This window comes from Nocardia tenerifensis NBRC 101015, assembly GCF_000308715.1.
Classification (GTDB): domain Bacteria; phylum Actinomycetota; class Actinomycetes; order Mycobacteriales; family Mycobacteriaceae; genus Nocardia; species Nocardia tenerifensis.
In genome coordinates this window covers 1-20,525 of record NZ_BAGH01000003.1, presented here as the reverse complement: position 1 = coordinate 20,525, position 20,525 = coordinate 1, and the positions used below count along the sequence as shown (strand labels likewise).

The following is a 20,525-nucleotide window of genomic DNA, read 5'->3' as shown; positions in this document are numbered from 1 at the left end:
CGGCGCCGTGGTGAAGCTCGACGGCTCGCTGACCCGCATCCCGGCGCTGGCCGGCTATGCCGACCGCGTCGGCGATACGCCGGGCACCAACTGGCTGCTCGTCGGCTCCGACGGCCGCGCGGGACTGACGCCCGAGCAGGAACAGGAGCTCGCCACCGGCGGCGAGGTCGGCCCGGAGCGCACCGACACGATCATGCTGGTGCACATCCCGAAATCGGGGAAGACCACGCTGGTCAGCCTCCCCCGCGATTCGTACGTGAGCATTCCCGGCAACGGCAAGGACAAGCTCAACGCGTCCTTCGCGATCGGCGGCCCGCAACTGCTCGTGCAGACCGTCGAGATCGCGACCGGCGTGCACATCGATCACTACGCGCAGATCGGCTTCAGCGGTTTCGCCGGTGTGGTCGACTCGCTCGGCGGCATCGACGTCTGCCTGCCGACGGCCATCGATGACCCGCTCGCCGGCATCAACCTGCCCGCGGGCTGCCAGAAGCTGTCCGGGCCGGAGGCGCTGGGCTTCGTGCGCAGCCGCGCGACCGCGCTGGCCGACCTGGACCGGATCAACAATCAGCGCATTTTCATGGCGGCGCTGGTGAAGAAGGCGACGAGCGCGGCGACCCTGGCGAACCCGTTCAAGCTGTGGCCGATGGCGACCGACACGGTGAAATCGCTGAAGGTCGACGACGGCGACCACATCTGGAATCTGGCGCAGCTCGGCTGGGCGATGCGCGGCGACACGGTGCCGACCACGGTGCCGATCGGCGGATTCGAGGACACCGACAGCGGCAATGTGCTGCTGTGGGACAAGAACAAGGCGGGTCAGTTCTTCGACGCGCTCGCCTCGGATCGACCGATTCCGGACGACCTGCTGACGAGGTAGCGTCGATCGCATGACGGACAGTGAGCTCGATCAGCCGTTCCCCGCTCTGCTCAGCGCACAGATTCAGCACGGACTCACCGCCGCGCAGCAGTATCTCGCGGCCGCGGTATACCTGGACTCGAATCGGTTGCCGCAGTTGGCGAAACACTGCTACGCCAAATCCGGCGAGCAGCGCGCGCACGCGCTACGCATGGTCCAGTATCTGCTCGATCGTGATCTGCCGGTGCACATCGGCGGGCTGGACGAGATCCGGTCCGCCTTCGAAACACCCCGTGCCGCAATAGCTTTCCTGCTGGAGACCGAGCAGCACCGCACCGCGCAGATCACCGGGCTCGCCCGCGCCGCCCGCGAATCGGGCGACTACCTCGGCGAACGCTTCATTCAGTGGTTCCTCGAGGAGCAGGTCGACGATGTCGCGAGGATGACCACCCTGCTGACCGTGATCGACCGTTCGACCGACAATCTCTTCGACGTCGAAAACTTCATCGCGCGCGAACTCCGCACGCCCCAACGCACCGACAACAGCACGCCGAGAATGGCGGGCGCGGCCAAGAATTAATTAGGCAATACTAGCCTCAATAAGGTTGCACTTGGATGACAAGCGTCTTGACCAGGGCTAATGTCGCTGACTATGTCCAGCCATCCGGAGTCTCCGCGCAGCAAATTCCACAGCCTGCTCCACGATCAGATCAGGCACGAATTCAATGCCGAACATCAATACATCGCAATCGCGGTGTGGTTCGACAATGCTGACCTGCCGCAGTTGGCCAAGCGTTTCTATGCGCAGGCGGTCGAAGAACGTAACCACGCGATGATGATCGTGCAGTACTTCCTCGACCGGGATATCAGTGTCGACCTGTCCGGCATCGATGCCGCCAAGTCCAAGTTCGAGAATGTGCACGAGCCCATCGCGCTGGCCCTCGCCCAGGAGAAGACGGTCACCGACCAGATCATCCAGCTGGCGAGCACCGCCCGCGAAGAGGGCGATTACCTGGGCGAGCAGTTCATGCAGTGGTTCCTGAAGGAACAGGTGGAGGAGGTCGCCAACATGACGACCCTGCTCACCATCGCCGAGCGCGCCGGGTCGAATCTGTTCGATCTGGAAGAGTTCATCGCCCGGGAAATGAGTGGACGCAGCGATGCCTCCGGCGCCCCCAAGGCGGCCGGCGGATCGATCTGATCCGCGCTTAACGCATACGGGCCCGGCTCTTCGTGCAGAGCCGGGCCCGTCGCCGTTTTACGCCCGTACTAGTTGGCACTCATGGTGCTGAGCAGGGTGCGGAGCGCGGTGATCAGTTCGGTCATGGAATTTACCTCTTCTTCATCAGGTCGGTGGGTTCACCAGCGTCCGATAGTAGCCGAGAACCTCTGCGCCACAATATTAGAGAGGACCATTCTCACAAAAATTCCGCACCCGGTTCGGCGCGGCTCAGCGCAGGGTCACCTGGCGCGATCGCAGGCCGTCGCGCGAGCGGCGCTCGCCCGCGGTCAGCGGCGCGTCGGAGGCGAGCGCGTCGGCCAGCCGGGCATCGAATTCCTGTGCGGGCTTTGCCCATTCGTCCGGGTGCCGTTCGGGGTCCAGGTCGAAGACCGGGACGAGCACGCCGTGCGTGCGGAACGAGCCCGCGAATCGGGAGCCCTCGCCGAGGTGCAGCCCACCCGCGGCGTGCAGACGGGCCAGCGCCAGCATCAGGTCGTCCTCGTTCTCCGGGCGGACCCAGCGGATGTGCGCCTTGTCGCCGGCGTCGACCCACCAGGCCGCGCCGGTCGCGTCCGCGCCCAGCGCGATCCGCGCCGACGGCTTGATCGCCTGCTTGGCCTGCTCGATGGTCGCCGCGACCTGCGGGTCGGGCTGTACGCCCTCGGGCACCCACCAGTCGAAGTCCTGATGCACCGTGAGGTCCAGGGTGGAGTCGGCGCCGAGCACGTCGGCCAACCGCGGTCCGCCCGCGACGCTCTCCACCGACGCCAGCGAGTCGCCGGGCTCGGCGGACTGGGTCCAGAGGATGGCGGCGGCGAGGTCGGCGCCCAGATCGGCGCCCGGGAACTGCACCTGCGCACCGACATAACCGACGGGCGCGTCGCCGGCCCGGACCAGCGCGGCCACCGCGCCGGGGAGCACGGTGGCGAGCACGACCGTGCGCTCGGCCGCGGCGCCGGGCGCCAGCTTCAGCTCGGCCGTCGCCGACGGCACGAACTCGCACAGCGCGACGAGATCGCACTCCGCGGCCAGCCCCTCGAAGGGGCGCGAGACGGACTGGGCCGCCTGCTCCAGCGCCGCCTTCCGCTCGGCGAGACGCAGTGCCCGGTTCCCTCCGGGCTTAGGACTATTCCGCTTGCTCTTACCCACGGGGGGTCAACCTACAGGGTGTGCGCCCCGCCACGCCGCGCGCCACGGCGCGGAACCCGGGACGAGACCGGGGCTCGGCGGGTGAAGGGCGAACTGCGCAGGGGCGCAACCTAGTTCGCGCGCACTCTCGCTTCGACGGGCTGGTCGCCAGAGCGCGTGTGTCAAGGCGCCTTTCGGCTGTGGCCACCGATCGCGTGGTGCCGCGAGACTCGTCGGATGATCGTTGCCAGGCTCCCGAGCGCAGAAGCGCACTGCCGGAGTCGGTTTCGAACGCCGACTCACGCGTGCGCGAGCAGCGCCTTGGTGCGTCCCGGATGATTGGTGGCCACCCAGCTGACGCCGAGGTCCGCGCACAGCCGCACATCGTCGGGGTCGTCCACGGTCCAGCAGTAGGTGGCGCGGCCCGCGGCGGCGGCCTTGTCGACCAGCTCCGGGTGATCACGCAGAGTCTTCACCGACGGGCCGACGGCGGTGGCGCCGACGGTGGTCGCGGCGCTGCCGCCGAGGTAGCGCGACGACTCGCCGAGCAGCACGGTCGGCAGCAGCGGCGCGGCGCGGCGGATGCGCCAGACCGCGGTGGCCGCGAAGGACATGACCACCGCGCGGGAGTGATCCGCCGAGGCCGGGGTGGCGATGCCGAAGCGCTGCAACTCGGCCAGCAGCTTGTTCTCCACCAGCGCGCCGTAGCGGACCGGGTGCTTGGTCTCGATGAACAGCTTGGTCGGCCTGCTGCGCCAGTCGAGCACCAGCGTGATCAACTCACTCAGCGTGAGCACCTTCGCGTACTCGCCGTCCGCGCCGAAGTCGAGCTCCTCGAGCTCGTCCAGCGTCATCTCGCTGACCAGCCCGGTGCCCGAGGAGGTCCGGTCGACGGTGCGGTCGTGCACGCAGACCAGGTGTCCGTCCCTGGTCAGCCGGACGTCGCACTCGACGCCGTCCGCACCCTCTTCCAGCGCCAATTCGTATGCGGCAAGCGTGTGTTCGGGGCGTGCCGCCGAGGCACCGCGGTGCGCCACGACGAACGGTGCGCGACTGACCTCGCTCACTTGGCCAAAACCTCCTCGTGCTCACGGTCCACTGCACCGTGGTCGTCATCTGTGTCGCGGGGCGCGCTCGCGACGGCGGGATCTGTCTCGCGCACCGGCGCGCTCTCCACAGCGGTCGCCCGGCCGCCGGGCTGCACCGGCTCGATCACCGGCACCGGCGGGTCGACCGCGACCAGCCAGCGTCGCGCGGTCCGGTCGCGCCCGAGCGCGTCGCGGTCCTCGACGGCCCGCATCATCGCCAGGGTGAGCAGCGCGACCGCGCCGGCGACCAGGTCGGTGAACGCGGTGAACACCACCCCGTCCGCCTTGACCTGCAACGAATCCGCGGTCCGCCAGGCCAGCGCGGCCGTCGTGACCAGCCCGCCGAATACCCAGGCGGCCCACCAGATCCGGATCGCCCGCAGCGCCCGGGGATCGGCGCGGCGCGCGACCAGCTCAGTCAGGAAGACGCCCGGCCACAGCAGGTTCACCACCGGAATCACGCAACCCAGCACCAGCGTTCGCACCGAGCGCGGGTCGGCGCGGCCCGCCTCGCGGAAGGCGAGCCTGCGCGCGTCGATCAGCCAGCCGATCACGGCGACCGCGGTCACCAGCGCGAGCAGCAGGGCGAGCAGCGCCGCGCCGACGACGAAGACATCGGAGCAGAGCAGCAGCGCGGGGTGGATCAGCCTGGTGCGATTGCGCAGCAGCAGCAGGTAGCGCAGCAGCTCGGCGACGGCCGCGACCGCGAACAGCGCGGCGGTGGCGATGAGCAGGGTGGACGCCCACTTGGTCAGCCTGGTCAGCGGGCGCGGCTCGGCGGCGGCGGGCCGGGGCGGTGGGTCGAGCAGACCCCAGCGCGGAATCTGCGTGTAGCGCGGCGTTTCCCGGCTCGCGGCGGTCCGTCCGGTGGCCGGCGACCGGCGGGCGCGATGGTCGGGTTTGCGCGCGACCCAGCGATAGTTCCGCCGCTCGGCCGGCGCGTCGATGGGCGCGGGCGAGAGCAACACGCCGCGGCAGCGCGGACACCAGTGCATCGGCGTCGACTGCACGGCCCACCGCGCGCCGCAGCGCGCGCAAGGTTGTACGACCGTGCTCACCGTGCCTCCTGTATTTTGCGGGACACCCGCACCCGGTCGGCTCCGACGAGCGCCGCGCCGTTGTGTCCCATCGCGTTCGCTAGTAGATCTTCGCCTGCGTGTCGCCGTCCGCGACCAGCGGGCGTCCCGCCTGCTGCCAGGCGACCATGCCGCCGTTGACCTGGATGGCGTCGAAGCCGATATGCGTGAGGTACTCGACCACCTGCAGGGACCGGCCGCCCTGCCGGCAGATGACGTAGAGATCGACGTCGTAGTCCAGCTCGTCCACCCTGGCGGGCACGTCGACCATCGGGATGTGCATGGCGCCGGGCGCGTGTCCGAGCTGCCACTCGTCGTCTTCGCGCACGTCGAGCAGGATCGCCTTGGCGCCCTCGGCCGTGCTCGGCTCGCTGCTGTCGAATTCGCTCGGCACCGCGTCCACCGGGACCGACGGAACATGGGGACTCGTCACGGTTTCGATCCTGCCATGGGCGGCGGGGCGCCGTGTGGTTCCGGTTCGCGCCCCGGTCACGAGCGACTCGACACCGTGCGGTTACTTCAGGTATGTTCTCCGTCCCGGAACCCTGATCGATGTCCCGCTCTGTGCCCGCGTGTGCCCATCCGCGACAGAGTTATCCACACAATCCACAACTTCATCCACAGGCTGCAGCTATCAGACAGCGCACCTGTCTCAGGGTTTTGCTATCAAAGCTATTCTTCAGCTAACGAACAGCGCGCGCCCAGACGGCTGATTCGAGCGGATTCACCGAACCTCCAGCTGATCTCCGGCGTGCCGTGCGGCGCGAACGACCGATCCGAGACTCCCCTCCAGCATCCAATCCCGGAGCGGTCATTCGCCGCCGACCTCGGAACTCGCCTGCCCGGCGGGTTCCGATATCTACTTGGACGACGGCGGACCCGATCCGGTTCCATAAAAAACGAGAACACTAGCGAAAAACTGAAATACCGGGCTCCCCCGGTAGCTGTCGGTAGCCTGTGGGCCATGAACGTGAGCAGGGGGCTACTCGACGGAATGGATACGGCTGGGCTCAACGTCGCACTGTCCGAGGCGACCTGCCTCGGCCTCGAGGTCGACGCGGCGGCCAAGCAACTACGACTCGACTTAGAGGTGCTGACGCTTCCGGAGAACGGAACGCCCACCGAGGACTACCGCGTCCAGGTGATCTTCACCGGCGTCGGCCGCGTCGCGGCGTCGCTGCGCATGCAGAACTGGGACGACCTGGAACCCCAGGTCCTGCCCTTGCAGCTGGACGGTCTCGACCAGGCCATCCGCAGCTTCGGCGGCGGCAGACTGCACGGCTGGGAGTTCGTCGACCTCGACGACAGCGGCTGGGCGCTGTGGAGCGAGCTGCTCAGCTTCGACACCACGATCGACGATCACATCTCCGCCCACGTACTGGAGTTCTCCCAGGAGGAGGGCATCGACCCGCGCGAACTGGACGTCCGCGTCTGGTTCGACAACGTGATCGTCAACGACTCGACCGGCCGGGAGATCCCGGTGAAGGAGTTCATCGCGGGCGCCGCCCGCTGGTGGGAGGCCCACGACGCGGGCGACCCGCGCGCCACCCGGCCCGGCGTCGCGCCGCCGCTCTGACCGGCGATCGATACCGCACACCCGGCTGCCGGTTGTGCGGTATTCATCTGTCCGCACACGGGATGCCGCCTGCGGCGGGATGACCGACGACGGAGTGGGTATCCGGGATCGGGATCGGTTCTGCCCCGCCGGGCAGCCGCCGGATCCGGTGCGATCATGACGGACGCGGGGCGTCGTCGCCCACTGGTTCGTCGTTCCACGACATGGTTCGATGGCATGCGTGAGGTTCCGTCCGGCACCGAGGTGACCTCGACGGTGCACATCCACATGCCACAAACGGAATGCGGGGGCATCAGGCCCGGTTGGAACCGAGCGGGTGTACGAATGATGGTTGGGTGTGCTCGAGATGGGCGCACACAGCCCGACATAGGAAGGGACATCGTGGCTGAGTACACGCTGCCAGATCTGGATTACGACTACAGCGCCCTGGAGCCCCACATCTCCGGGCAGATCAACGAGCTGCATCATTCCAAGCACCACGCCGCCTACGTCGCCGGCGCGAACACCGCCCTCGAGAAGCTCGAGGCCGCCCGCGACAGCGGCGACCACGGCGCCATTTTCCTGTACGAGAAGAACCTGGCCTTCCACCTCGGCGGGCACGTAAACCACTCCATCTGGTGGAAGAACCTGTCCCCCAACGGCGGCGACAAGCCGGTCGGCGAGCTCGCCGCGGCGATCGACGACCAGTTCGGTTCGTTCGACAAGTTCCGCGCGCAGTTCACCGCCGCGGCCAACGGCCTGCAGGGCTCCGGCTGGGCGGTGCTCGGCTACGACACCCTCGGCCAGAAGCTGCTGACCTTCCAGCTCTACGACCAGCAGGCCAACGTCCCGCTGGGCATCATCCCGCTGCTGCAGGTCGACATGTGGGAGCACGCCTTCTACCTGCAGTACAAGAACGTCAAGGCGGACTACGTCACCGCGTTCTGGAACGTCGTCAACTGGGAAGACGTCCAGGATCGCTTCGCGCGCGCCGTCGGCCAGGGCAAGGGCCTCATCTTCGGCTGACACCCCCCGCACCACCTCGACGGGCCCGCGCTCCCTTCCGGAGCGCGGGCCCGTCGCGTTTCACAGGGCGTGCACTCGGTTCGCAGGCGGTTCAAACCCTGTGAGCGGTGTGCAGAGTCTGTGACATCGACGCGAATCGGACACGCCCGGGGCGCGAACCGGTATCGACGGGGTGTCCTGCGGGGGTGCGCGGGAAACGGTGCTGGTCAGAGGGTTTCGTTGAGGCTGCTGGCACTCTTTGGTACTTGTGTGCCAGGTGTTGTTTGGGTCATTCTCGGAAGCCACAGTTCGAGGACGGGCAGGCCGCCCCCGGTTCCACGACGGGAGGCACGATGCGTACAAATGAACCGATCGGCATCACACCATTTCAGGCCCGCGGCGCACTGCGGGGCTTCGTCATCTCCGGCCGCTGGCCGGACACCACCAAGGAATGGGCGCAGGTTCTGGTGCTCGCCGTGCGCGTCGCCTCGATGCCCGGATTGCTCTCCACCTCAACGGTTTTCGGTGTGCGCGAGGACCTGCCGGACGATCCGGCGCCCGGCACGGTCGGCCTGGTGATGGCCGAGGGGACGGTGCTCGGCGAGGAGGCGTTGGCGCCGGGCCGGTTCGCCGAGCATGTGCCGACCGCGCTGTTGATGCTGCATCCACCCTCGGAGACCAAGCCCACGCTGCCGGAGTGCGTCGGCGCGGCGTCCGGCTGTGTGCTGCTGCCCGGCGTGCCGCATCTCGGGCTCGAGCACCGGGCCGCCTGGGCCGAGGCGGAGTCCGACGGCACGGTCACCTCGCTGGTCAGCCGGGTCGGCCTCGACCCGATCAGCGACCCCGACACCGCGGTTCTGGCCATGCTGCTGGCCGCGTGAGGGTACCCGAAACTTCGCGGGCGGATCACCAAACTTATTGCGCGCATTGCGATTTCGATTACAGCGAGTTGGCGCGCCCGGCGCGCGGCGGGTAGAGTCGGGGACATCGAAGGGGAGTAGCCCCCAATCACACAGTCGACATACTGACCCGCCGCCCCACGAGGGCTCGGGTCCGGCTGTGTGAACCGGAACGATCCGGTGGGCGAGACCTTCGGCCGAGACAACTATTTCGTTGTCGGCCGGAGGCATACCCAGTCTCCGACCGGCAGGCCGGAGACCCGGGAGCCGCACACACCATGATCGCCACCATTTTGCTGAGCATCGGCATCGTCTTCCTCGCCGAGCTGGGCGACAAGTCACAGCTGATGGCGTTGACGTTCGCCCTGCGTTACCGCTGGTGGGTGGTGCTCGGCGGCATCGCGACCGCCTCGGCCGCGGTGCACCTGATCTCGGTCGGCGTCGGCTACTTCCTCGGCTCGGCGTTGCCGACCAGGGCCATCTCGCTGGTCGCGGCCCTCACCTTCCTGGCCGTCGGGCTCTGGACGCTGCGCGAGCACTTCGGCGCGGACGAGGCGGACCCGACGCCGAAGTCGTTGCGCGCGAGCACCGCACCGTTCTTCGTCGTGCTGTCCGCCTTCCTGCTCGCCGAGCTCGGCGACCGGACCATGTTCGCGACCGCGGCGCTGGCCACCGACTACGACTGGGTCGGCGTGTGGGCCGGCTCGACGATCGGCATGGTCGCGGCCGACGCGCTCGCCATCGGCATCGGCATCCTGGTCGGCAAGCACCTGCCCGAACGCGCGATCGGCCTCGGCTCGGGCCTGCTGTTCCTGTACTTCGGTGCGGCGACGCTGATCTCGACGGCGTGGCCGGGTGTCGGCGGCCCGCTCGTCGCCGCGCTCGCCGTGATCGCGCCCGCGCTCGCCGCCGGGGTCATGCTGCTCATCCGTGCGATGCGGCCCACTCAGGGGGACCGCGATCAGCTATTGCCGGAGCAAAGATCGGATATCAGCGATCGAGTTCGTTCGCGCGACTGATCACGTCCGCGAGTCGGCGGACACGGCCAACGCGTCCCCGTACAGCACACCACCCCGGCGCACCATGTTCAGCAGCGGTACCCGCAGCGCGAGCAGGCCGTCCAGATCGTCGGCCGCGATCCGGCCGGTGACCATCGCGCTGATCGCGGCGGCCAGGGTCTGACAGGCGAAGCGCTGCTCGTCGGTGCCGGCCCCGAGCACGTCCGCGATCAGGCCGACGAACAGCTCCTGCAGCTGGGCCCGGCGGGACAGGGCCGCCGAACCCACCGCGTAGACCTCGACGAGGTACAGCCGCGCGCTGGCCGGATCGTCGACGAGGTGTTGCAGATAGGCCGCGAAGATCCGGTCCATCTTGGCCATGCTGTCCCGGTCGGGTTTCGCCGGAGTGGGGTTGTTGGACGCGTCCTCGATGCGGCCGAGCAGGTTCTGCACCGCTCGCTCGTAGGCCGCCTCGAAACACGCCTCCTTGGAACGGAACTGCTCGTAGAACGTCTCCCTCGACACCCCGGCGCGCTTCAGGATCGCCGCGACCGACGTTCCCACATAACCGTTCTCGAGCATCGCCTCCGCCATCGCGATCAGGATGCGCTCGCGCTGCGAGGCGACCACCTGCTCGCGCGGCAGGCCGTGCCTGCCGCGCGGGAGTTGGCGTGCGCTGGTTGCGGGTTCGGTCATGCGATGGCTCCGGTGATCAGGTCTGGCTAGGCTTCTCGCTCCATTTTGCGGGGTCGCCGGGGTTGCTCCGTGGTGAAGGGCGCCTCTTCACTGCGCGCGATCTCCAAGGCGCGCCGCACACCTCGGCGCAGGGACAGGGCGATCACCCGCTGAGCGATCGGCCGGAACGGCAGGACGACAGCGACCCACCAGGGCGAGACCACCTGCCGCTTGCGTCGCGCGATGGCATGCTCCACCGCGTCGATCGCGGGGCCGAGCGGCGCGACGCCGGACACCGTGGCGCGGCCGATGATGGCGCGGGCCGCGTCGGTGCCGAACCCGCGCGAGGTCATGTCGGTGTCGAGCTCGGCGAAGTACGCGACGCCCACCTTGGCCCCGGTGTGCGCAAGCTCGATGCGCAGCGTGTTGCCGAGCACCTCCACCGCCGCCTTCGACGCGCTGTACGCGCCCACCAGCGGCAGGTTCACCGCGGCGGCGAGCGAGGAGACCAGCAGCGCATAGCCTTTCGCGTGGCTGATGTGCGGCCCGGCGGCGCGCAGCGTGTAGTAGACGCCGAGCACATTGACCCCGAGCGTCTGCTCCATCACCGCCGGATCGCCGCCGATCAGCGGCAACTGCCGCGCCACCCCCGCGTTGGCCACCACCACGTCCAGCCCGCCGAGCTGCTCGACCAACGCCTGCACCGCGCCATCCACCTGCGCGCGGTCCCCCACATCGCAGTACCGCCACGGAGCGTCCCCGCACTCGCGGGCCACCTCCGCCAGCAGCTCCTCCTCCAGCCCGAGCAGCGCGACGTGCGCCCCGCCCGCATGCAGTTGCCGGGCCAACGCGGCCCCGATCCCCCGCGCGGCCCCCGTGATCAACACCTTGCGCCCGGCAACAGACGCCCCCGCCAACAGCTTCATGCAGCGAAGGTACCACCCAAGAACATGCCTGTTCGCAAATAGTCGGACACGGTCGCGAAATGCGCCGAGGGGCGCGCCGCCTGCCGATAACCACCCGCTGAGAATCGTCCGATGATCGACCGGGCTTCAATAACGGCGGTACGCGATGCAATTCGAATTCATCGTCCACGTGGTGCAGAGCGGCGTCCACGAAGTGGGCGGCAATTCGTACGGCGAAACATCCACAGCGCGGAAGGAGCCGTATTCGCGGCGTGACGATGGTCCTCTCGGTGGTGAGAGGGAGGCCTCCTGCGGGTGGGGCGGTGCAACCGTTAGGGTGCAATTGACGAAGGGCCAACTGGCTGTCACGAACGAGAGGACCATCGTGGAGATTTCGGGTTCCGCCGCCATTGTCACCGGAGGCGCATCCGGCCTCGGCGCCGCCACCGCCAAGCGTTTCGCCGAGCTCGGGGCCACTGTCTTCGGACTGGATGTGCCGCAGTCGATCGAGCGGGCGGGCGACAACGTGCCCGCCGGAGTCACCCTCATTCCGGCCGATGTCACCAGCAACGACGAGGTCAGCGCCGCCGTCGCCCAGGTCGTCGACTCCGGCGCGCCGCTGCGCATCGTGGTCAACTGCGCCGGCGTCGGCTGGGCCGGGCGCATCCTGTCCAAGAACGGCCCGCACGATCTGGAGCTGTTCCGCACCGTCATCACCGTGAACCTGCTCGGCACCTTCAACGTCATGCGCCTGGCCGCGGACGCGATCTCCAAGACCGACACCGTCGACGAGTACGGCCAGCGCGGCGTCATCATCAACACCGCGTCGGTCGCCGCGTTCGAGGGCCAGATCGGCCAGATCGCGTACTCGGCGTCCAAGGGCGGCGTGCACGGCATGACCGTCCCCGCCGCGCGCGACCTGGCCCAGTTCGGCATCCGCGTGAACACCATCGCCCCCGGCATCATCGACACCCCGATGCTGGCCGGCGTCACCGAGGAGTACCGCAAGGGTCTCGAGGCCGGCGTGCCGTTCCCGTCGCGCCTCGGCCGCCCGGACGAGTACGCGCAGCTTTCGCAGTACATCGTCGAGCACGACTACCTCAACGGCGAGACCATCCGCATGGACGGCGCGCTGCGCATGGCCCCGCGTTAATCGACGAACACACCGAAAGCCGCTGTCGGCCAACCAGGTCGGCGGCGGCTCTCGTTCGTCTAGGCCCTGTCTCGAAGTCCGGCCGGATGCATCCGGTGGCTGGGACTTCGAGACAGGGTCTAGGGCGCGGGCTTGTGGCCGATGCCCAGGAACGCGGTGGTGGACAGCGGCTGCCTCGGGCGGTAGTGCTCGATGAGATAGGCCTTCATCACCGCGACACGGTCGGCCCACGCCTGCTCGCCGATGCTGCGGCGCGTCAAGGACAGCGGCGCGCTGCTCCGCGCCATGGTTTCCCACAGCTCGTCCGCGTCGGCGAAGGCGATCGAGGTCGAATGCCGTTGGATGGACACGGCTTCGAAGCCGGCCCGGCGCATCTCGGTCTGGAAGACCTCGGGATTCTCCAGGCTCAGGTAGTTGGGCTGGGGTTCCTGGATGCTCGGGTCGGCGGCGCGCAGGGCGCCGAACATCATCCGCATCAGCGGTGCCTCCACGACCGGCGCCCAGCTCGACACCACGGCGGTGCCGCCGGGGCGCAGCACCCGGAACAGTTCGGCGAAACCCTTGCCGCGCTCGGGAAAGAACATCAGCCCGAACATGGAGAACCCGGCGTCGAAGCGGTCGCTGTCGAACGGCAGCGCTTGCCCGTCGCCGACGCCGGCCTCGATATTGGTCAGCCCCTCGGCCGCCGCCGCGGTGGCGAGCCGCTCGATCATCGGCGCGGAGAAGTCGATGGCGTGCACCCGCGCCACGTGCGGGGCGGCGAGCAGGCTCAGCAGGCCCGATCCCGCCGCCACGTCGACGATCTCGGAAGCCGGTGTCAGCGAGGCGAATTCGAGCGCCCGATCGGAGAAGGGCTGCATGATCGCCGGCGCGAACTCGGCGTAGCCGTCCGCGACGAGATCCCACGGCTCGGCGCAGGCAAGAGGGTTTCCGGACATAAGCTGACGATCCTTTCGATCGCCCAAATTTAACCGCTACCCACCCCGCCAGACCACCAACTCAGCCCAAAATCCCTGCCTGCGAACCATTCTGACGCGCATGCCAAAAGGTAACGAAATATACCTTTTCACTCTATGAGCAGCTCAACCCAGCCAACCCGCTCAGATCGCGCGCCGAAACGTCATCAGGTGCCGACCGGGTCCGTTGTAGTCCGCTACCGGGCCGTCGACGGTGAAGCCCATCCGGCGATGGAACGCGATGGACGTCTCGTTCGTGGGCGCGGTGATCGCCGTGACGACCCGCCTCTCGTACGCTCGAGCCGTCGCAAAAAACCGCTCATAGAGCTCGCACGCCAAACCGCTCCGGCGCCACTGCGGATGAACCCCGACGAAATGGATATAGGCCTCCTCGGCCTCCGACGGCGAGGGAAACCCGATCAAAAAGCCGACCATCCGTCCGTCCACCTTCGCGACCAGACTCGTCCGATGGAAGTGATCGAGAAACAACCGAGGCAGCACCGGCAGAATCTCGCGTCCCCACCATGCATCCACCACCCCCGCGATCGCGTCGTAGTCCGCGGCCCGCGCCACCCTGATAACGACCTCACTCGCATCCGGCACGGCCTCCATTGTGCCGACGGTAGGTACCGGCGAGGACCGGGTGGTCCCCGCCGGTGCGCGCGGTCAGAGGGTGCGGGTGAGGCGGTCGGTGAGGATGTGGGCGAAGTGGGCTGGGTCTTTGAGTTCGCCGCCTTCGGCTAGAACGGCTGTGCCGTAGAGGAGTTCGGCGGTTTCGGTGAGCTCGGGGACCTTGCCCGCGTCGGCGTCGTCCTTGCGGGTGTCGTAGGCGTCGCGCAGGCCCGTGACCAAGGGGTGGGTGGGGTTGAGTTCGAGGATGCGCTTGGTCTCGGGCAGGGCCTGGCCGGAGGCGCGGTACATGCGTTCCAGCATGGGGGTGAAGTCGAAGACGTCGCCGACGAGGCAGGCGGGCGAGGTGGTGAGCCGGTTGGTGAGGCGCACCTCCTTGACGCTCTCGTTCAAGGTCTTGCCGAGCCAGCTGAGCACCTCGGCGAAGTCCTTGTCCTGCTGTTCGCGCAGCGCCTCGGAGGCCTTCTTCTCCTCCTCGGAGTCCAGATCGACCTCGCCCTTGGCGATGGAGACGAACGACTTGCCGTCGAACTCCGGCACGGAGCCCACCCACATCTCGTCCACCGGGTCGGTGAGGACGAGCACCTCACGGCCCTTGGCCCGGAAGGCCTCCATGTGCGGCGAGCTCTCGATCTGCTGCCGGGACTCGCCGGTCATGTAGTAGATGGCGTCCTGGCCCTCGGGCATGCGCTCGACGTACTGGGCCAGCGTGGTGAGCTCGGACTCGGAGTTGGTCGAGGCGAACGAGGAGACCTGCAGGATGGTCTCCCGGTTGTCGAAGTCGCCGAGCAGGCCCTCCTTGAGGACGCGGCCGAACTCCTTCCAGAACGTCTGGTATTTGGTCTGATCCTCGGCGCCCTGCATGTCCTTGACCGTGGACAGGACCTTCTTCACCAGCCGTTTGCGGATCATCTGGATCTGCCGGTCCTGCTGCAGGATCTCGCGAGAGACGTTGAGCGACAGGTCCTGCGCGTCCACCACACCCTTGACGAAGCGCAGGTACTCCGGCATCAGCTCTTCGCAGTTGTCCATGATGAACACCCGCTTGACGTAGAGCTGCACGCCGCGCTTGTGCTCGCGGGTGAACAGGTCGAACGGGGCCTGCGACGGCAGGAACAGCAGGGCCTGGTATTCGAAGGTGCCTTCGGCCTTCAGCGGGATGATCTCCAGCGGATCGTCCCAGGCGTGGCTGACGTGCTTGTAGAACTCCTTGTACTCCTCGTCGCTGACCTCGCTCTTGGGGCGAGTCCACAGCGCCTTCATGGAGTTGAGGGTCTGATCCTCGAGGATCGTCTTCTCGGTTTTTTCTTCGCCCTCACCCTCGGCGACGGTCCGCTCCACTTGCATGCGAATCGGCCAAGCGATGAAGTCGGAGTACTTCTTGACGATCTCCCGGAGCTTCCACTCCTGGGTGTAGTCGAAGAGGTGGTCCTCCTCGTCGGCGGGCTTGAGGTGCAGGGAGACCGCGGTGCCCTGCGGCGCCTCGTCGAGGGTTTCGATGGTGTAGGTCGAGCTGCCCGCGGCCGACTCCCACCGGGTGCCCTCGGTCTCGCCCGCGCGCCGAGTGGTCAGCGTGACCTTGTCGGCGACCATGAAGGTCGAGTAGAAGCCGATGCCGAACTGGCCGATGAGCTCCTCGGCCGCGGCGTCGGACTTGGCCTCGTTGAGCTTCTTGCGCAGCTCCGCGGTGCCTGATTTGGCGAGGGTGCCGATGAGGTCGACCACCTCGGCCCTGGACATGCCGATGCCGTTGTCCCGCACGGTCAGGATCCGGTTGTCCTTGTCGACTTCCAGCTCGATGTGCAGATCGGCGGTGTCGACATGCAGATCCTTGTCCCGGAAGGACTCCAGGCGCAGCTTGTCCAGCGCGTCCGAGGAGTTCGAGATCAGCTCCCGTAGGAAGGTGTCCTTGTTGGAGTAGACCGAATGAATCATCAGCTCGAGCAGCTGATGGGTCTCTGCCTGGAACTCGAGTTGTTCGACGTGCTCAGTCACGACGAGATGATACCGCCGCCGCCCGGCGGTCGACCGCAGGCCGGAGCAAGAAGCACTGCCAACTAACTGGCAGGAGGCGGCAGCGCGACGGACACCGACCCGAAATCGGCCAGTCCGGGCACCTCGAGGTCGGCCCGGTCGGTCATCCACTCGCGCAAGACCTGAGTCGCGCGAACGTCGTCCTCGTTGTACTCCAGCAGACGGGTGCGCTGGGACAGGTCCGGCTCGCCCTCGTAGCCGACGGCCAGCCGATACCAGCTCATCGACGCCTCGCCGCCGGCTTCCGCATCGCGCCAGGCGAACCCGGCGACCGGGGCGATCTTCTTGAGCCCCTTGCCATTCGGGCAGATGAACTGGTCGGAGACGGCCTGGAACATGTCCACCCACTCCGGCCCGTCGACGAACGCGCGCACCTGATCCACCGTCGGCACCCCGGCCCGCCCGGCGAACCGGCGGGCCGACTCGTAGAGCCACTTGTCCTCGGCGGTGCGCGAATAGCAGTAGGCGGCAAAGGTTTTCCCGCTCGCGATGGTCTCGGCGCGGATCGTCATCAGCCAGGTCCAGAACTCGCCGAACGAACGGCCCTCGTCCTCGGTGGGCAGCGGATCCCAGGTGACGAACGGCCGGTACACACCGTCGAGCAGGGTGCCCCACAGGTACGCGCCGTACTCCTGGAAACTCTCGAGGTCGACATCCACCTCGACGTCGGCCCGCTGCACCCGGATCGGCTGCACCCGGCGCACCAGCGGCGCACCCGCGATCCAGGCGCGCGCGGTGACGACGGCCTCGTCGAACGGTCCGTGCTGCCAGTCGTCCGGGTCGTCGCCGGCCCACCCGGCCAGCTCGTCGATCGTCTGCACGCCGTGCCTGCGCAGCACCTCCGCGCGCGAGCCGGGCGCGACGAGGCTGACGTCGCGGTGCTCGACGAGCCAGCCCTCGCAGCTGGGCCCCTCGATGGCGCGCGTCCACCACGGGCACTGCCTGCACTCGGGCACCTTCGACGGCACCGTCGGCAGTTCGCCGCGCACCACCGCGACCCGGTCGGCGTAGCGCTGGTCGTAGTCGGCGAGCACCGGGCCGAGGTCGTGCACCAGGATGCAGTCGAAGTGGTAGCCGATGACGCCGCCGACGAGCGCCGGGCTGGCCATGCCGTGGCGTTGCAGCATGCGATACAGGTGCGCGAGCCGCTGCTGGTCGCGCGGCTGCTGGCGTAGTTTGCGGTGCCGGTCCGGGCGCGGGTTCCAGTGGTACGGGTCCGTCGTGGTGGGGTGGAAGTCGGCGGGTTCGGGCTGACGTGGGTCGGTCACCTTGTGGTTCACCACGATCACGGGGATGTAGCCGCCGCGATCGAGGTCGCGCAGCAGGATCTCCGAGCCGCCGCGCCTGCCCGTCTCCGGCTCCTGCGGTAGCAACGCACCCCAAATGTGTTGCACCCCTGCGGCGCACGCCCGCATGGTCGCCTCGGCCCGCTCGGCGGCGCGCAGGGTCGGATCGATGACCACCCAGCCCTCGGGGTCCGCCGCGATCAACGCGTCGCGCACCCGCAGCCGATGCGCCGTCGCCGCCTCCCTGCGCTGGCGCACTCCCGGATCCTCGGAGACCCCTTGCAGCGCGCCCGGATGCGCCGCGTCGAGATGTAGCCGATGCCGGCAACCGATCAACGCCCTGGCATCGATGAACGGGGTCGGCGCGCCCGCGACGCCGGTCGGCCCTTCGACGGCCGTGCCGTTGTGCTTGCGACCTTCTCGGTCACCGATGCCCGCTTCCACGCTATGCAGTATGGTCCCTCCCCCCGACAAACCCACGAACCCCATGGGCACAGCGGTCGCGCTGGCCGGCCGCGAACACGCCGCGCCCACGCGGGCGAAGACTCACCTCGCCGGTGTCAAGATGGACCCGATAGGGTATCGACAAACCGTGTGACATGGGCGGACGGGCTTTCCCCGGCGTCGTACTGCCATGGCAAACCAGCATGACGGAGGGCCTTCGATGGGGTTGTTCACGAAGCGCAAGCGGCGTCCGAGCCGCAGGGCCGAGGCGAAAGCCCTCAAGCACAAGGCCGGTTTGGAAGCCAAGCTGGTCGCCAAGAACGATCGCAAGGCCCGCCGCGCGGAGGCCCGCACCCAGCGCAAGGTCGCCAAGGCGCAGATCTCGGCGCTGCAGGCGGAGGAGAAGGCCTCGCTCAAGCTGGCCGCCAAGGCCGAGCGTGACCTGTTCAGCGCGGGCCAGGTGAAGAAGTACCTCGGCGTCGCCCGCGTGCTCATCCCGGTGCTCGCGCCGTTGGCCTATCGCGGCGCGACCTTCCTGCGCGCGCAGCTGGACACGCGCAAGGCCCAGCAGCTCGGCATCGGCATCGAACAGCTCGGCGACTTCAGCGGCCACGGCGCCAAGCTGCAGGCCAGGATCGCGAATACCGAAGCGGCCCTTGGCAAGGTCGGCGCGCAGGACAAGGACAAGGGCGAGACGCAGAAGTTCGTCGCCGCGACCAGGGCCAGGCTGGACAGCCTCGCCGCCGCGGTGCAGACCGCCGAGCAGATGCCCGCGCCGCGCCGCCGCGCCGTGCACACCTCGATCGCGCAGGAGCTGTCCGGGGTCGAGGCGGACGTGCTCGCCAAGCTCGGCGTGCGCTGACGCTGCCCGCGATGCCCCCGTCACCGAGCACCGGCCACCTGCGTGGTGGCCTGGTCGGCGTGCTGGTGGGGGCGCTCGCCGTCGCCGCGCACGGCGTTGCCGGCGGCGGCTTTCCGGACTCGGCGGAGCTGACGCCGGTGCTGCTGGTCGCCGCGCTGGCGGGCTGCGCCGCGAGCACGTTCGCGGGCGGGCGCGCCTCGGTGCTCGGACTGCTCATGGCCGGGCAGCTGGCGAGTCACGTCGCGCTGTCCGGTCTACTCGGGCACGAACACCCCACCGCCGCAACGTCTCCGCTGCCCACCGGCGGGATGCTCGTCGCGCACGCCGTCGCCTCGCTCGGCGGTGCCGCGATCATCTCCGTCGCCGAGCGGCTCTACGCCCTGGCCTCCGGCGCCGTCCGGGCGGTGCTCGCGAGGCCGTCCGCGCCGCGGGTCGCCGGACCGGCGCGCTGGTCGAATCCCGGTGTCCCCCACTATCTCTGTCCGCCGAACGGTGCGATCGGCCCGCGCGCGCCGCCGGTGCCCGCCTGACCGGCAGCACCACTTCCCTTCGGACAGAAAGCCTTTCCCCATGCACCGTTCTCTTTCGCGTGCCGTCGGCACGACCGCCGCCGCGGCCACGCTCGCCATGCTGGCCTGCGGCACCGCCGCCGCCCACGTCACCGTGGACGCGCCAGGCGCCGCGCAGGGCAAGTACGGCGTGGCCACCTTCCGGGTGCCGACCGAATCGGACACCGCGAGCACGACCGCGCTCACCGTCACCATGCCCAACCTGAAAAGCGCTCGGACCGAGCCGATTCCGGGCTGGTCGGCCAGGATCGACAAGAACGAGAAGTCGGAGATCACCGCCATCACCTGGACCGTCGAGCCGGGCAACCCCGGCGTCGGCCCCGGCCAGTTCCAGCGCTTCGCCGTCTCGGTCGGCCCGCTGCCCGCGCAGGAGACGGTCAGCTTCCCTGCCAAGCAGACCTACAGCGACGGCAAGGTGGTCAACTGGGACCAGCCCGCCGGTAAGGACGGCGCGGAGCCCGAGCACCCGGCCCCGTCGCTCACCCTCGCCGCGGGCAAGGGCGACGCCGACGAGCACAAGGTCGGCAGCGAGGCCGCGGGCGCGTCCGCGTCCGACACCGACGACACCGCCCGCTGGCTCGGCGGCATCGGCCTGGCCCTCGGCCTGCTCGGCGTCGCGCTCGGCCTCGGCAACGTCATCCGGGCGCGGCGATCGTGACCCGGCGGCTGCACACCGCGCTCGTCGCGGCGGTGTTCCTGCTCGGATTCGGCTTGGCCGCAACGGGAACCGCCGCCGCGCACTCCGCGCCGACCGCCAGCGTGCCCGGCGACGGCGCCACCATCGACGCGGGCCCGGCGCGGGCGAGCATCACCTTCAACGAGGCGCTGCAACCGAGCTTCCCCGCGCTGACCGTGGTCGGCCCGGACGGCAAGCTCTGGTCGAAGGGCTCGCCGACGGTCGACGGCAACACCGTCAGCGTCGAGGTGGGCGAGCTCGGGCCGGTCGGCGAGTACACCGTCGCCTACCGGGTGACCTCGGCCGACGGCCATCCCGTCAGCGGCAAGCGGCATTTCACGCTCAGCAAAGCGGGCAACGGTGTGCCGGGCGAGAAGCCGAACGCGGACAGCGGCTCCGACGACGACTCGGGCGGAGTTCCGCTGTGGGTCTTCATCGTCGGCGCCGTCGTGCTCTTCGGCGGCGGGCTGGCGTTCGCCCTGTTCGGCGGCGGGAGCCGGAAACC

The 20,525-nt window shown here is 68.7% G+C and carries 22 protein-coding genes; 12 read left to right on the top strand and 10 right to left on the bottom strand.

The window, feature by feature from the left end; all coding sequences use genetic code 11:
- The 3 genes from ON39_RS00270 to ON39_RS00260 all read left to right on the top strand — a co-directional run.
- On the top strand, nucleotides 1-880 hold an 880-nt coding region (locus tag ON39_RS00270; protein ID WP_040729303.1), incomplete at its 5' end, for an LCP family protein.
- A gap of 10 nt (nucleotides 881-890) precedes the next feature.
- Nucleotides 891-1,439, top strand: coding sequence for a ferritin (locus ON39_RS00265; protein WP_040729294.1), 549 nt, complete (start codon nucleotides 891-893; stop codon nucleotides 1,437-1,439).
- A gap of 72 nt (nucleotides 1,440-1,511) precedes the next feature.
- Entirely contained in the window at nucleotides 1,512-2,060 is a 549-nt protein-coding gene (locus tag ON39_RS00260; protein WP_040729293.1) for a ferritin, read from the top strand.
- A 249-nt stretch (nucleotides 2,061-2,309) separates the two neighbouring features.
- On the opposite strand, the gene ON39_RS00255 is transcribed toward ON39_RS00260, so the two are convergent.
- The 4 genes from ON39_RS00255 to ON39_RS00240 form a co-directional block, all read right to left on the bottom strand.
- Nucleotides 2,310-3,230, bottom strand: a complete 921-nt coding sequence (locus ON39_RS00255; RefSeq protein ID WP_040729291.1) for a DUF5926 family protein — start codon at nucleotides 3,228-3,230, stop codon at nucleotides 2,310-2,312.
- A 278-nt stretch (nucleotides 3,231-3,508) separates the two neighbouring features.
- Nucleotides 3,509-4,276 (bottom strand): glycerophosphodiester phosphodiesterase, encoded by a 768-nt coding sequence (locus ON39_RS00250; protein ID WP_040729289.1) that lies wholly within the window; start codon nucleotides 4,274-4,276, stop codon nucleotides 3,509-3,511.
- Entirely contained in the window at nucleotides 4,273-5,355 is a 1,083-nt protein-coding gene (locus tag ON39_RS00245; protein ID WP_040729288.1) for a DUF4328 domain-containing protein, read from the bottom strand. The genes ON39_RS00250 and ON39_RS00245 overlap by 4 nt, the downstream gene beginning before the upstream one ends.
- Nucleotides 5,356-5,434: 79 nt before the next feature.
- Nucleotides 5,435-5,806, bottom strand: a complete 372-nt coding sequence (locus ON39_RS00240) for a rhodanese-like domain-containing protein (RefSeq protein WP_040729286.1) — start codon at nucleotides 5,804-5,806, stop codon at nucleotides 5,435-5,437.
- A gap of 531 nt (nucleotides 5,807-6,337) precedes the next feature.
- Here ON39_RS00240 and ON39_RS00235 point away from each other — a divergent pair.
- The 4 genes from ON39_RS00235 (at nucleotide 6,338) to ON39_RS00220 (ending at nucleotide 9,851) form a co-directional block, all read left to right on the top strand.
- On the top strand, nucleotides 6,338-6,949 hold the full coding sequence (locus ON39_RS00235) for a hypothetical protein (protein WP_040729284.1): 612 nt from the start codon (nucleotides 6,338-6,340) through the stop codon (nucleotides 6,947-6,949).
- Nucleotides 6,950-7,330: 381 nt separating this feature from the next.
- Nucleotides 7,331-7,954: a superoxide dismutase gene (locus ON39_RS00230; RefSeq protein WP_040729283.1), complete on the top strand. Its 624-nt coding sequence runs from the start codon at nucleotides 7,331-7,333 to the stop codon at nucleotides 7,952-7,954.
- A gap of 332 nt (nucleotides 7,955-8,286) precedes the next feature.
- Nucleotides 8,287-8,814, top strand: coding sequence for a hypothetical protein (locus ON39_RS00225; protein ID WP_040729281.1), 528 nt, complete (start codon nucleotides 8,287-8,289; stop codon nucleotides 8,812-8,814).
- A 296-nt stretch (nucleotides 8,815-9,110) separates the two neighbouring features.
- The gene (locus tag ON39_RS00220) at nucleotides 9,111-9,851 is read left to right on the top strand and encodes a TMEM165/GDT1 family protein (protein WP_083894170.1); all 741 of its coding nucleotides are present in this window, start codon (nucleotides 9,111-9,113) and stop codon (nucleotides 9,849-9,851) included.
- Here ON39_RS00220 and ON39_RS00215 read toward each other — a convergent pair whose 3' ends face one another.
- Together ON39_RS00215 and ON39_RS00210 are read right to left on the bottom strand one after the other, a co-directional pair.
- Complete coding sequence (locus ON39_RS00215; RefSeq protein ID WP_040729280.1) at nucleotides 9,852-10,526, bottom strand: TetR/AcrR family transcriptional regulator; 675 nt, start codon at nucleotides 10,524-10,526, stop codon at nucleotides 9,852-9,854.
- A gap of 26 nt (nucleotides 10,527-10,552) precedes the next feature.
- Nucleotides 10,553-11,431, bottom strand: a complete 879-nt coding sequence (locus tag ON39_RS00210; protein ID WP_040729279.1) for an SDR family NAD(P)-dependent oxidoreductase — start codon at nucleotides 11,429-11,431, stop codon at nucleotides 10,553-10,555.
- Between the two features lie 364 nt (nucleotides 11,432-11,795).
- Here ON39_RS00210 and ON39_RS00205 point away from each other — a divergent pair, with 364 nt between their 5' ends.
- Nucleotides 11,796-12,563 carry an SDR family NAD(P)-dependent oxidoreductase gene (locus tag ON39_RS00205; protein WP_040729300.1) on the top strand — a complete coding sequence of 256 codons (768 nt, stop codon included), beginning with the start codon at nucleotides 11,796-11,798 and terminating at the stop codon, nucleotides 12,561-12,563.
- A gap of 119 nt (nucleotides 12,564-12,682) precedes the next feature.
- On the opposite strand, the gene ON39_RS00200 is transcribed toward ON39_RS00205, so the two are convergent.
- From ON39_RS00200 to ON39_RS00185, 4 genes are all read right to left on the bottom strand, one after another.
- Nucleotides 12,683-13,501, bottom strand: a complete 819-nt coding sequence (locus ON39_RS00200; protein ID WP_040729277.1) for a class I SAM-dependent methyltransferase — start codon at nucleotides 13,499-13,501, stop codon at nucleotides 12,683-12,685.
- A gap of 162 nt (nucleotides 13,502-13,663) precedes the next feature.
- Nucleotides 13,664-14,122, bottom strand: a complete 459-nt coding sequence (locus ON39_RS00195; RefSeq protein ID WP_246002958.1) for a GNAT family N-acetyltransferase — start codon at nucleotides 14,120-14,122, stop codon at nucleotides 13,664-13,666.
- Nucleotides 14,123-14,185: 63 nt separating this feature from the next.
- Nucleotides 14,186-16,144, bottom strand: a complete 1,959-nt coding sequence (gene htpG, locus ON39_RS00190; RefSeq protein WP_040729274.1) for a molecular chaperone HtpG — start codon at nucleotides 16,142-16,144, stop codon at nucleotides 14,186-14,188.
- A gap of 62 nt (nucleotides 16,145-16,206) precedes the next feature.
- Nucleotides 16,207-17,958 (bottom strand): TM0106 family RecB-like putative nuclease, encoded by a 1,752-nt coding sequence (locus ON39_RS00185; RefSeq protein WP_040729272.1) that lies wholly within the window; start codon nucleotides 17,956-17,958, stop codon nucleotides 16,207-16,209.
- A 175-nt stretch (nucleotides 17,959-18,133) separates the two neighbouring features.
- Between ON39_RS00185 and ON39_RS00180 the strand changes: the two genes are divergently transcribed.
- From ON39_RS00180 to ON39_RS00165, 4 genes are all read left to right on the top strand, one after another.
- Nucleotides 18,134-18,775, top strand: coding sequence for a DUF6474 family protein (locus ON39_RS00180; protein ID WP_040729270.1), 642 nt, complete (start codon nucleotides 18,134-18,136; stop codon nucleotides 18,773-18,775).
- A gap of 11 nt (nucleotides 18,776-18,786) precedes the next feature.
- On the top strand, nucleotides 18,787-19,305 hold the full coding sequence (locus ON39_RS00175) for a hypothetical protein (protein ID WP_051186101.1): 519 nt from the start codon (nucleotides 18,787-18,789) through the stop codon (nucleotides 19,303-19,305).
- A gap of 40 nt (nucleotides 19,306-19,345) precedes the next feature.
- A complete protein-coding gene (locus ON39_RS00170; protein WP_040729268.1) occupies nucleotides 19,346-20,002 on the top strand; it encodes a YcnI family copper-binding membrane protein in 657 nt (218 codons plus the stop codon).
- The coding region (locus ON39_RS00165; RefSeq protein WP_040729296.1) for a copper resistance CopC family protein at nucleotides 19,999-20,525 on the top strand (527 nt) is incomplete at its 3' end. The genes ON39_RS00170 and ON39_RS00165, both read left to right, overlap by 4 nt.

What these genes read in the sequence shown, in the direction of transcription:
- ON39_RS00175 (WP_051186101.1), top strand. Translation starts at nt 18,787, where the DNA reads ATGCCCCCGTCACCGAGCACCGGCCACCTGCGTGGTGGCCTGGTCGGC.
- ON39_RS00210 (WP_040729279.1), bottom strand. Translation starts at nt 11,431, where the DNA reads ATGAAGCTGTTGGCGGGGGCGTCTGTTGCCGGGCGCAAGGTGTTGATC.
- ON39_RS00235 (WP_040729284.1), top strand. Translation starts at nt 6,338, where the DNA reads ATGAACGTGAGCAGGGGGCTACTCGACGGAATGGATACGGCTGGGCTC.
- ON39_RS00225 (WP_040729281.1), top strand. Translation starts at nt 8,287, where the DNA reads ATGCGTACAAATGAACCGATCGGCATCACACCATTTCAGGCCCGCGGC.
- ON39_RS00170 (WP_040729268.1), top strand. Translation starts at nt 19,346, where the DNA reads ATGCACCGTTCTCTTTCGCGTGCCGTCGGCACGACCGCCGCCGCGGCC.
- ON39_RS00220 (WP_083894170.1), top strand. Translation starts at nt 9,111, where the DNA reads ATGATCGCCACCATTTTGCTGAGCATCGGCATCGTCTTCCTCGCCGAG.
- ON39_RS00260 (WP_040729293.1), top strand. Translation starts at nt 1,512, where the DNA reads ATGTCCAGCCATCCGGAGTCTCCGCGCAGCAAATTCCACAGCCTGCTC.
- ON39_RS00265 (WP_040729294.1), top strand. Translation starts at nt 891, where the DNA reads ATGACGGACAGTGAGCTCGATCAGCCGTTCCCCGCTCTGCTCAGCGCA.
- ON39_RS00215 (WP_040729280.1), bottom strand. Translation starts at nt 10,526, where the DNA reads ATGACCGAACCCGCAACCAGCGCACGCCAACTCCCGCGCGGCAGGCAC.
- ON39_RS00185 (WP_040729272.1), bottom strand. Translation starts at nt 17,958, where the DNA reads ATGGGGTTCGTGGGTTTGTCGGGGGGAGGGACCATACTGCATAGCGTG.
- ON39_RS00200 (WP_040729277.1), bottom strand. Translation starts at nt 13,501, where the DNA reads ATGTCCGGAAACCCTCTTGCCTGCGCCGAGCCGTGGGATCTCGTCGCG.
- ON39_RS00180 (WP_040729270.1), top strand. Translation starts at nt 18,134, where the DNA reads ATGGGGTTGTTCACGAAGCGCAAGCGGCGTCCGAGCCGCAGGGCCGAG.